The 10,784-nt window shown below is 66.6% G+C and carries 8 protein-coding genes; 3 read left to right on the top strand and 5 right to left on the bottom strand.

Features of this window, described 5'->3' with window-relative positions:
• Positions 1–78 precede the first annotated feature (78 nt).
• Together AC1RWI_RS15390 and AC1RWI_RS15395 are read right to left on the bottom strand one after the other, a co-directional pair.
• Positions 79–510: an HU family DNA-binding protein gene (locus tag AC1RWI_RS15390; protein ID WP_043354992.1), complete on the bottom strand. Its 432-nt coding sequence runs from the start codon at positions 508–510 to the stop codon at positions 79–81.
• A gap of 206 nt (positions 511–716) precedes the next feature.
• Positions 717–1,454 (bottom strand): Coq4 family protein, encoded by a 738-nt coding sequence (locus AC1RWI_RS15395; RefSeq protein ID WP_043354994.1) that lies wholly within the window; start codon positions 1,452–1,454, stop codon positions 717–719.
• A gap of 181 nt (positions 1,455–1,635) precedes the next feature.
• Here AC1RWI_RS15395 and AC1RWI_RS15400 point away from each other — a divergent pair, with 181 nt between their 5' ends.
• Positions 1,636–2,340, top strand: coding sequence for a Crp/Fnr family transcriptional regulator (locus AC1RWI_RS15400; RefSeq protein ID WP_492867292.1), 705 nt, complete (start codon positions 1,636–1,638; stop codon positions 2,338–2,340).
• 26 nt (positions 2,341–2,366) lie between these two features.
• Here the strand turns inward: AC1RWI_RS15400 and AC1RWI_RS15405 are convergent, their stop codons facing one another.
• From AC1RWI_RS15405 to AC1RWI_RS15415, 3 genes are read right to left on the bottom strand one after another with little or no spacing between them, the layout of a single operon-like run.
• Entirely contained in the window at positions 2,367–5,177 is a 2,811-nt protein-coding gene (locus AC1RWI_RS15405; RefSeq protein WP_492867294.1) for an Hsp70 family protein, read from the bottom strand.
• Between the two features lie 9 nt (positions 5,178–5,186).
• The gene (locus AC1RWI_RS15410) at positions 5,187–7,034 is read right to left on the bottom strand and encodes an Hsp70 family protein (protein ID WP_043354997.1); all 1,848 of its coding nucleotides are present in this window, start codon (positions 7,032–7,034) and stop codon (positions 5,187–5,189) included.
• On the bottom strand, positions 7,031–7,633 hold the full coding sequence (locus AC1RWI_RS15415; RefSeq protein WP_043354998.1) for a DUF2760 domain-containing protein: 603 nt from the start codon (positions 7,631–7,633) through the stop codon (positions 7,031–7,033). The genes AC1RWI_RS15410 and AC1RWI_RS15415 overlap by 4 nt, the downstream gene beginning before the upstream one ends.
• A 346-nt stretch (positions 7,634–7,979) precedes the next feature.
• Between AC1RWI_RS15415 and AC1RWI_RS15420 the strand changes: the two genes are divergently transcribed.
• Both AC1RWI_RS15420 and AC1RWI_RS15425 read left to right on the top strand, forming a co-directional pair.
• Positions 7,980–8,198 carry a hypothetical protein gene (locus AC1RWI_RS15420; protein WP_043355000.1) on the top strand — a complete coding sequence of 73 codons (219 nt, stop codon included), beginning with the start codon at positions 7,980–7,982 and terminating at the stop codon, positions 8,196–8,198.
• 286 nt (positions 8,199–8,484) lie between these two features.
• Positions 8,485–10,722 (top strand): NADP-dependent isocitrate dehydrogenase, encoded by a 2,238-nt coding sequence (locus AC1RWI_RS15425; RefSeq protein WP_043355002.1) that lies wholly within the window; start codon positions 8,485–8,487, stop codon positions 10,720–10,722.
• Positions 10,723–10,784: the final 62 nt, after the last annotated feature.

The raw sequence follows: 10,784 nt of genomic DNA on the forward strand, positions 1-10,784 counted from the left end.
CGGGCATTGACCTGCAATGCAAAAGGGAGCCACGCGGGCTCCCTTTTGTTCCAGTTGCGGCCTGTTTGCCCGCTCAGCTTACAGCGCGGCGTCCTTCAGCTTCTTCATCGGGCGAACCTTGACCTTGACGGTCGCCGGCTTGGCGGCGAACCACTGGTCTTCGCCGGTGAACGGGTTCTTGCCGAAGCGCTTCTTGGTGGCGGCGACCTGGGTTGCCACGACCTTGAACAGGCCGGGCAGGGTGAATTCGCCGGCGCCCTTCTTGTGCACCGCGCTCAGGATGGTGTTTTCCAGATGGACCAGCACGGTCTTGACCGTCTTGGCATCCAGTTCAGTCTGGGCCACCAGGTGGGCCACCAGGCTGGACTTGTTGAAGGTGTCCTTCAGGGGTTTCACCGCCGGCGCGGCCGCTGCGACCTTCTTTGCCGGAGCCGCCTTCTTTGCCGGCGCCGCCTTCTTGGCGGCAGGCTTGGCGGTGGTCTTTACGACAGCATTTGCTTTGGTAGCCATGGATTATGGAGTCTTGTTTTCGTTGAATGACGCTTGCTGCCGACGGCAGCAAGCGCATGGGGAGCATAGCATTCCCGGTGGCGCCTGCCAAACGCCTGCCAAACGCCTGCCATCACGCCAGGGCCGCTCTACGCCCCTTTCATGGACCCCGCCGGGCGCTACCAGCACGGCGTAGCGCCTGGAGCCCGGTCGGAAGACAGCGATTGCTAAGCCGCGCCCTGTGGCTGGCATTGCGCGGCCTTGCTGGCCGCCTGGTACAGCACGGGTTCGAGGATGCCCAGCCGCGCGCGCGCTGCCTCGAGCGGCTCATGCAGCAGCGTCTCGTAGTCCTCGGCCATCAGCCACTTCGCCTTGCGTCCATGCCGATACCCCTCGACAACGGCGCGCAGGTACGCGGTGTTGCCGGTCTTGCGCAGGCTCTGCAAGGCGGTAGCAGCGGCGATGAATGCCCAGCCGAGGCCGCCGGTCTGTGCGTAGCTGAACGCCACCAGCGCTGCTTCGCCCAGGTTCTCGTCGGCCTTGTAGCCGGTCAGCACATGCCAGATGTCATGGATATCGCGGGTGCGCCTGCCTAACCAGGCATAGGGGTCTTCCACCAGCGGCTCGCGGTCGAGGTTTGAGATCTTGGCCAGCCCTGTCGCGCTGTAGCCCGTTTCTTCCAGGAACGAGCGGTAGGCAGCCCCGAGCGTGCCGGGCGCGAAGCTGGCGATGAACGCCGGGTCGGAGAAGCGCTCCGTCAGTTCGACGCGAAGATAAGCCAGCCGCCGCCCGCTCGTGGTCCTCAGGAGCCGCGCGTAGTTCTTCGGCGTGGACGGTCCGTTAAGGGCGCGCATGATGAGAAACACTTGCGTGGTGTCGTCTCCGTTTGCCAGCAGCTTGCGGATCGCACGGAATGCGGCTGGAAAGTCACGCTTATAGAGAGCGGGGGAGGTCGCTATGTCCATTGCCTCGTTCCTCTTGTCGGGGTTGTTGCCGGGATTGTTGCCGGGATGGCGAAGTCGCCGGTGCTTCGGGTCTTCAGGGTTTCCAGGGTTTTCATCCAGGTCCCTGATTGCAATGAGCGATCTTTGCAGGGAATGGCCGACTACAATGTCGCCTTCCTGACATAAGACTACGATTGGCGCAGTGTCAAAATCATCCACCCCCGAGGACTACCTCGCCGCCCTGCGATCCAGCGCATGGTTCGCCGGTCTTGCCGCTGATTTTCAACGGTGGATCGTGGCGCACGCCAAGGTCAGGTCACTAGCTGCGGGCCAGCGCCTGTTCGCGTACGGGGACCCGGCGGATGGCCTGTACTTTGTGGTGGCTGGCGCCATCCGCATGACCAGTTCCTCCGCCGATGGCAAGGAGGCACTGCTGGCTTTTGCGGAAACGCCGCAATGGTTCGGCGAGGTTGCCTTGTTTGACGCCTTGCCGCGCGCCCACGACGCCTGGATCGAGACCGACGTGGTGCTGCTGCATATCGGCCAGCAGGATGCGGTGCGGTTTCTCGACGAAAATCCGGTGTACTGGAAAGCGGTTGGCCTGCTGATGGCCCCAAAGCTCAGGCTGGCGTTCGAAGCGATTGGCTCGTCGGTGCTGATGCCTGTGCCGGTCAGGCTGGCGCGCCGCTTGCTGGCCATCGCGGGCGGCTATGGCGAGCGCCATGGCCTGAGCAAGCGGGTGATCAACGTGCAGCAGGAGCAACTCGGCTTGATGCTGTCGGTTTCCCGGCAAACAGTGAACCAGATCCTCAGGGATTTCGAGGCGCAGGGCCTGGTGCAGCGCACGCGCGGGTCCGTCGAGATACTGGATCTCGCGTCGCTGCGAAGATTCGCGGAGGTCGGCTAGGCCATGCCGGCCCACCGCGACCGCACTCAGGCCACGATCAGCGTCAACCCCGCTGGCAGCGACTCGCCAAAGACCCGTCCTTCATCGGCCTCATCGAGTTCCACCGTTGCGCGCACCATGTCGATCCAGCTGCGTGGCGCGTTGGCGGCCTCGAGCCGGCTGACCACGCGCATGCGGATCTCCAGCGGCAGGTCCCGTGACCGGTCCCCCGTCATGCGGGCGATCTGCACGGCGGCGAACGCGCCCGGCTCGACCTTCTTCCAGTCGAGCGCAAGAATCGCCTCCAGCCATCGCGAGCCCACCTCCGGTGGCACGACGCTGTGCGCGCTGCCGTAGAACGGCCGGCGCGCGCCGATGCGGCCCACGGCCCACCAGCTTTGAGGGTTCTCCGAGGGCTTCTTGAGCCGCGCGAGCAGCCACTCGGCGACTTCGATCTTGCGCTCGACGGGCACGCGTTCCAGCGATCCCGCGAGCCGCACCATGTCGGCGTAGCCTGATTTGGCAGCGCCGGCGGGGCGCTTGTAGCGCCCCGTGCCGGGGGGCTGCAGGTAGAAGGCGATGTCGTCCAGCAAGCGCAACTGCGCGCTTTCGTCCAGGCCGCCAGCGGTGCGGCGCCACAGCGTCCACCATTCCGACCAGATCTGGCTCTCATTGACGTACTGGATGCCCTGCTCGAACAACGACCAGAGCTGCCCGGCGCGCCACTCGTCCAGCGGGTAGCCGAACCCAGGCCGCATGCAATAGCCGGCGAGGTTGAGCCAGAGGCGTTCATGGTCTGCCGTGCGGCGGCGGCGGCGCGCGCGTTCCCACAACGTGCCGAACAGGGCGCGCAGCAGCGCGCTGTCCCATTGGTCGCGCGCGCCCAGCAGTTGCTCCAGTTGCGCGCGCAGCCGCTTGACTTCCTTGGGGCCAACGTCTTGCGAGCGGGCGCCAAAGGTGCGGTCGATGCATTCGACGGCCTGGGCCAGGCAGGGGTGCGGCGCGTGGGTCGCCGTGTCTGCCGCTGGGGCATCACCGCGCAGCTGGAACTCGAGCAGCCAGCGCTGCGAAGCGTTGGCGATCTCGCTGCAGTGCACTTCCAGCGTGCCGACTTCGGTGAGCGACGTGGTGAGTTGCACCAGCGTCTCCCGCGCGTCGCTGGCGCCGCGCGGTTGCACCACGGTGGCGATCGGCGGCAGGCGGACGAAATCGCCGCTGGCGAGGTCGGCCAGTTCGCCTGGCTGATAGGGCGTGTCGGCGACGGAGGAGACCAGGTGGAAGCGCACCGGATGCCCGAGGCGCAGGGAGAAGGTGCGATCCTTGAGATGGATCTCCTGGCCGTCTTCGGTGCCGCGCGGCAACAGGCAAATGCCGCGCTCTGCCTGCGCGGCATCACCGTTGTCCAGCACGAGGAAATAGCTGCGCGGCGAGCCCCCGCCGATGCGCGGCGCATGCCCGGCGCGGGCCAGCGCGAACGCCACCGCGCCACGGGCGACCGCCACGTCGGGGTTGTCGTTGTGCAGCACATGCAAGGGCGCTCGGCGCCAGGCGCCAAGCGTGCTCGACAGACGCCCCGTCAGCGCCTCGGCGCGGAACACGCCGCCGTTGAGCAGCAAGGTGTCGGGCATCGGTGGCGCGTCGTCTGGCGCTTCTGCTGCATCCTGTGCGTTCGCGATGCGCGACTGGGCTGCGTGCTGGCCGAGGAAGGCCGCAACGTGCCGGGTGATCGCCGGGTCGGCCGCATAGGGCAGGCCAAATTCGACGATGCCGCCCCGTGAGCGCCCCGGCCTTTCGCCGGCCGAAACGGCTGGGAAAAACCCCTCGACAATGATCTGCTCGATCTCCTGCCGGGTGACTTCGACCGAGCGCGCGCCGCCGATCAGCCGGGAGCCCGAACCGAGCAGCGTGATCGTGACCGCGTCCGGCGCTTGCGCGCTGAGCAGTTGCTCCTTGGCGGCACGGCATCGCTCGACCAACTGCGACAGGCTGCCCGCCGACAAGCGCGAGTGTGCCGTGGCGATGCGCGACTCGACCAGATGCGCGAGGGCGAGATCCATGTTGTCGCCGCCGAGCATCAGGTGATTGCCAACCCCGATCCGGGTCAATTGTGGCTGGCCGTCCTGCACCTCCACCTTGATCAGCGTCAGGTCGGTGGTGCCGCCGCCAACATCACAGATCAGCACCAGCCGCGTTTGCGCCAGGTCGGCCGCTAGCGTTTCGCGATGATGGAACACCCAGTCGTAGAACGCCGCCTGGGGCTCCTCCAGCATGCGCAGCGCGGGCAGTCCGGCCATGCGCGCGGCTTCCAGCGTGAGGGCGCGCGCGCCCTCATCGAACGAGGCGGGCACGGTGAGCACCACATCCTGCTCCTCGAGCCGGGCATCGGGAAAACGGTGGTTCCATGCCGCGCGCACGTGCGCCAGGTAGCTGGCGCTGGCCGCCACCGGCGACACCTTGCCGACTTCGTCGGCGGCGCCCCACGGCAGGATCGGCGCGACGCGGTCGACCGACGCATGCGACAGCCAGCTTTTGGCGCTGGCGACCAGCCTGCCGGGCACTTGTGCGCCCAGCGTGCGCGCCAGGCGGCCCACCACGACCTGGCCCGATGCGGCCCCGTCCGTCCCCTCGGCCCCTTCGGCCCCACTGGCAACTTGCCACGGCAACTGCAGATCGCTGGCATTCAACTCCCCCGGCGCCGCGTGGTACCGCACGGACGGCAGGAGTGGCCGCGTGGCCACCTCGCCCAGGCTCACCAGTTGATCGATGTCGAAGACGCGGATGTCCTCCGACCCTGCCTCGCCATAGGCGACGACCGTGTTGCTCGTGCCCAGGTCAATGCCGACGCTATACCGCTTCATGCATGGCACTCAGGCATTCGCGCTGCCGCGCACGTCGAACTCGACCTTCCAGCGCTCGCCCGTGCCACGGGGCACGGCTTCCAGTTCCAGCGTGCCGGCCTCCGTGATGCGGGCATGCAGCTTCACCGGCACGACTTCACCAGGCGTGCGGCCTTCGGGCGGCAGCGTGGCCTGGATTTCGTCGAGCTCTTGCAGGTCTTCGGGCCCCCAGAAGTCGAGCAGGGTGCCTACCTGGTCCTGGCGGCGCACCGACGAGCCGAAGAAGCGGAAGTGCACGGGCTCGCCGACCACGAGCCCGAATTCCTGCTCCGGCAACGGCGCCTCGGTGCCTTCTTCCATGCCGAAGGGCGCCACGCACAGCGCCTGGATGGGCGGCTCGAAGCCCGGGATGGCGGGCATCGCCGACTCCACCGCAATGTAGTAGGCTCGCGCGGTACCGCCGCGAATGCGCACGCCCTTGCCGCGGCGCACGTAGCCGTAGTACGCGGCGCCACGCGCGACAGCCAGGTCCAGGTCGGCGCCACCCAGCAGGCGCGCGGGCGCTGCGCCTTCCGCGGCGAGCCAGCCGTTGAGCGTCTGCAGGATGCGCTCGACCAGCAGGGCGGACTTGAACACGCCGCCGTTGAACAGCACCGCCGTGGGATGCAGGAAGGTCGCACCCGGCGCCGGCGCGCCGGCCAGGCCTTCCATCTCGGCCAGCGCTGCCACCTGGCGGCCCAGGAACGCCGCCAGATGTCGCGTGATGGCCGGGTCCTGCGCGTACGGCAGGCCCAGTTGCGTCAGCCCCGCGCGTGCCCGGCTGACCGGGCGGGCAGAGCCATCCACCTGGGGGAAAAAGCCTTCCAGGATGATCTGGGTGAGCTCGGCGCGGGTCAGCTCGGTGCGGATCGAGCCGCCGATGAGCTTGGAGCCGCGGCTTGGCACGACCAGCGGCACCGCGTCCGTGGCCGGGTCGCTGAGCAGGGTTTCCTTGGCGCTGCGGCAGGCATAGGTGAGCGCGCGAAGTTGCCATGGGTCGGCCTGCGTGCCTTGGGCCGCGAGCTTGCGCGCCACCACGTGGGCCAGCGCCAGGTCCATGTTGTCGCCGCCCAGCAGGATGTGCTCGCCGACGGCGACGCGGTGCAGCTCCAGGTTGCCCTCGCGCTCGATCACGGCGATCAGCGAGAGATCGGTAGTGCCGCCACCCACGTCGACGACCAGGATGATGTCGCCCACCTTGACCTGCTTGCGCCACTGGCCGCCGCTCTTCTGAATCCAGCTATAGAGCGCGGCCTGAGGCTCCTCCAGCAGGGTCATGCGGGCATAGCCAGCGGATTCGGCGGCTTCTGCCGTCAGTTCCCGCGCGGCCGGATCGAACGACGCGGGAATGGTGACGGTGATGTCCTGCTCACCGAACGGGGCGTCGGGATGCGCGTGGTCCCACGCTTCGCGCAGGTGCGAGAGATAGCGCACGGAAGTCTCGAGCGGCGACACGCGCGGCACTTCCGCCGGCGCGTCGTTCGGCAGGATCGCCGCGCGGCGGTCTACCCCGGGGTGGCACAGCCAGCTCTTCGCGCTCGATACCAGCCGGATCGGCGTGGCCGCGCCACGGCTGCGCGCCAGCTCGCCCACGGCGAAGTCTCGCGTGGCGTTCCACGGCAAGGCCAGGTCGCCCGGAGCCAGCTCGCTCGGATGCGGCAGGTACAAGAACGACGGCAGCAGGTCGCAATCTTCAATAGCGCCTGGTGCGGTGAGCTGCGTGATGGGCAGGACGCCCTGGGTGGTCTTCTCACCGTCACTGGTGGCGAGGTCGACGTAGGAGAGGGCGCAATGCGTCGTGCCCAGGTCGATGCCGATCGAGTAGCGCGGGTCGCTCATAGCTCGACCTCGGCCGGGGCGATCACGGTGGCGTCATGGCGCTCGGCCAGCCGGGGCAGGCGGACTTGCGCCACGCGCCAGCCACGGTGGCTGATGTTGCCGTTGAACGGCGCGCTGCCGACCACGTTGCCGGTCAGCCGGATGGCGGTGGCATCGAACCCGTCGGGCACCGTGACGCGGCTGCCCTCGGCTTCCTCGCGCACCGGCCGGATGGTGAAATGTTCGCGCAGCACGGCGCGGCAGCCGTCATGCACCAGCCGGGCGGCGGCACCGATTTCCGTGTCGGAATAGCCGGCGATGTCTTCCTCGACAAAATCGATGAAGCGCGCGTCGCGCTGGAGCAGGCCCAGCAGCTGGAGAGCGGCCTCCGGGCTCGCTTCCTTCAGCGCGCTCGGGGCCGGTGCCGCGGCCACGGGGGCGGGGGCCGGTGCAGGGACCGCTGCAGGGACCGGTGCGGCGGGCGCTGGACTTGCGCCGGGCCCCGTGCCGTCACGCAGGCGCCGCACGCCCGCGGCAAGCTCGCGGTCGCCCAGGATGTTGAAAAACGTGCCCATGGCAAGAGAAATCCTGCCCAGGAAAGACATGTTCGAGTCGGTCATCAATGGCTCCAGATGTGCTCTGTTGAAGGACGAGCTGTCCCCTGGCGATGCTGTACTGGGCCGGCCCTGCCGCAGCGCAGGCGCTTGCCGGCAGGCAACGGCGTGGTGCGCGCAGTGGCGGGCTCGCCCGTCAGCATCTTGTTCTTCGGGCCCGGCCGGGCCGCTCAAGGCGGTATTTTGCCCTAAGGCGCCCATGATCCGGCCAATGCGGCCCACGAAGTGGCAGGACTCTCACCAATATCCCCCATGCATGCCCGCCATGACTCGCCCTTACGCAGGGCGCCGGAGTAGCCTTTAATAGAGCAAAGTAGAGCAAATGCCCGTCACGATCTGCATTGGAGCTGGGATGAAAGCGCTTTCCACCAAAGAACGCACGCGCAGGCGCCCGTCCGACAAGGTACTGAACGTTCTCGCGGCGCTCGTAGGCCTGGTTACGCTTGCGGCCGGCATCGCCTGGCTCATCTACAAGTGGCGCGTAGATCTCGAAGTTCCGTACTTCGCCATTCCGCTGGTGCTGACGGTCCCCGTGATCGCTGCCGCCGCGTTCCGCAGTTTTTGGGACTAGCGCAGCGGTTTTGTGCCTGTTAGCTGGCTTTGGGCGCAGATAAGCCCGTTGGCCCGCCAGATGGGCGCAGCGAGGGGGCAATTGCTGGCGCGCCGTGCGCCCCCGCATGCGCCACGCGCCGCGAGCCTTGCCCCCACGCAAAACTTGCATTTTGCGATTGCGAAGCAAAAACCCCGTGTGGTTCAGACCCCCCTGGAGAAAATTCAGGCAAAATTCGGGCATTCCTGCCGGGCTGTGACCCAGCCGGTGGCGTTCTCCAACCTATTTCTTGATCCTGAGATAAGCAATGAGTACCCAGCAACCCACCATCATCTACACGCTGACCGACGAAGCTCCGCTGCTGGCGACCAGTGCCTTTTTGCCCATCATCCGCACCTTCACCGCCCCGGCCGGCATCAACGTGACGACCAGCGACATCTCGGTGGCGGGTCGTATCCTGGGTGAATTCCCCGAATTCCTGACCGAGGCACAACGCGTGCCCGACAACCTGGCCGAGCTGGGCCGGCTGACCCTGCAGCCGGACACCAACATCATCAAGCTGCCCAACATCAGCGCCTCCGTGCACCAGCTGGTCAGCGCGATCAAGGAACTGCAGGCCAAGGGCTACAAGGTTCCGGATTTCCCGGAAGACCCGAAGACCGATGCCGAGAAGGCCATCCGCCAACGCTATTCGAAGTGCCTGGGCAGCGCCGTGAACCCGGTCCTGCGCGAAGGCAACTCGGACCGCCGCGCGCCGGCAGCCGTCAAGAACTACGCACGCAAGAACCCGCACAGCATGGGTGAGTGGAGCATGGCTTCGCGCACCCACGTGGCGCACATGAAGCACGGCGACTTCTATCACGGCGAAAAGTCCATGACCCTGGACCGCGCCCGCGACGTCAAGATGGAGCTGGTCACCAAGAGCGGCAAGACCATCGTGCTCAAGCCGAAGGTGTCGCTGCTGGACGGCGAGATCATCGACAGCATGTTCATGAGCAAGAAGGCGCTGTGCGACTTCTATGAAGAACAGATGGAAGACGCGCGCAAGACCGGCGTGATGCTGTCGCTGCACGTGAAGGCCACCATGATGAAGGTCTCGCACCCCATCGTGTTCGGCCACGCCGTGAAGATTTTCTACAAGGAAGCCTTCGAGAAGCACGGCAAGCTGTTCGACGAACTGGGCGTGAATGTCAACAACGGCCTGGTCAACCTGTACGACAAGCTGGAAAGCCTGCCGAGCTCCAAGCGCGAAGAGATCATCCGCGACATGCACGCTTGCCACGAGCACCGTCCCGAGCTGGCGATGGTGGATTCGGCCAAGGGCATCTCCAACCTGCACGCGCCCAATGACGTGATCGTGGACGCCTCGATGCCGGCCATGATCCGCATCGGCGGCAAGATGTGGGGCGCAGACGGCCGTCCGAAGGACACCAAGGCCGTGATCCCGGAGAGCACGTTTGCCCGCATCTACCAGGAAATCATCAACTTCTGCAAGACCAACGGCAACTTCGACCCGGTCACCATGGGCACCGTGCCCAACGTCGGCCTGATGGCGCAGCAAGCAGAGGAATACGGCTCGCACGACAAGACCTTTGAAGTGCCCGAGGCCGGCGAAGCCCGCATCGTTGACATCGCCACCGGCGAAGTGCTGCTGGTGCAGAACGTGGAAGAGGGCGACATCTGGCGCATGTGCCAGGTCAAGGACGCGCCGATCCGCGACTGGGTCAAGCTGGCCGTCACGCGCGCGCGCAACTCCGGCATGCCCGCCATTTTCTGGCTGGACCCGTACCGCCCGCACGAAGCCGAGATGATCAAGAAGGTCGAGACCTACCTGAAGGATCACGACACCACCGGCCTGGACATCCAGATCATGTCGCAAGTGCGCGCCATGCGTTACACGCTGGAACGCGTCATCCGCGGCCTGGACACCATCTCGGTGACCGGCAACATCCTGCGCGATTACCTCACCGACCTGTTCCCGATCATGGAACTGGGCACCAGCGCCAAGATGCTCTCCATCGTTCCGCTGATGGCCGGCGGCGGCATGTATGAAACCGGCGCGGGCGGCTCGGCGCCGAAGCACGTCAAGCAACTGGTGGAAGAAAACCACCTGCGCTGGGATTCGCTGGGTGAATTCCTGGCGCTGGCGGTGTCGCTGGAAGAACTCGGCATCAAGACCAGCAACGAAAAGGCCAAGGTTCTGGCCAAGACGCTGGACGCCGCCACTGGCAAGCTGCTGGACAACAACAAGAACCCGTCGCCCAAGACTGGCCAGCTGGACAACCGCGGCAGCCAGTTCTACCTGGCCATGTACTGGGCCCAGGAACTGGCGGCACAGACCGACGATGCTGCCCTGGCAGCGCAGTTCGCGCCGCTGGCCAAGCAACTGACCGACAACGAGCAGGTCATCGTTGGCGAGCTGTCGGCCGTGCAAGGCAAGCAAGCCGATATCGGCGGCTACTACAAGCCCGACTTTGCCAAGCTGGACATCGTGATGCGCCCCAGCAAGACGCTGAACGCCGCGCTGGCAGCCGTCAAGGCCTAATCGATGCAAGCCTGGCCGCCCTGTCACGCAGGGCGGCCGGCGGCGGGGGGCCCCCCCTGGGG

The sequence above is a fragment of the Cupriavidus sp. MPR-AND1C genome (genome assembly GCF_058809705.1).

Coding starts and splice junctions, on each gene's coding strand:
- AC1RWI_RS15390 (WP_043354992.1), bottom strand. CDS start 510: ATGGCTACCAAAGCAAATGCTGTCGTAAAGACCACCGCCAAGCCTGCC.
- AC1RWI_RS15395 (WP_043354994.1), bottom strand. CDS start 1,454: ATGGACATAGCGACCTCCCCCGCTCTCTATAAGCGTGACTTTCCAGCC.
- AC1RWI_RS15405 (WP_492867294.1), bottom strand. CDS start 5,177: ATGAAGCGGTATAGCGTCGGCATTGACCTGGGCACGAGCAACACGGTC.
- AC1RWI_RS15410 (WP_043354997.1), bottom strand. CDS start 7,034: ATGAGCGACCCGCGCTACTCGATCGGCATCGACCTGGGCACGACGCAT.
- AC1RWI_RS15415 (WP_043354998.1), bottom strand. CDS start 7,633: ATGACCGACTCGAACATGTCTTTCCTGGGCAGGATTTCTCTTGCCATG.
- AC1RWI_RS15420 (WP_043355000.1), top strand. CDS start 7,980: ATGAAAGCGCTTTCCACCAAAGAACGCACGCGCAGGCGCCCGTCCGAC.
- AC1RWI_RS15425 (WP_043355002.1), top strand. CDS start 8,485: ATGAGTACCCAGCAACCCACCATCATCTACACGCTGACCGACGAAGCT.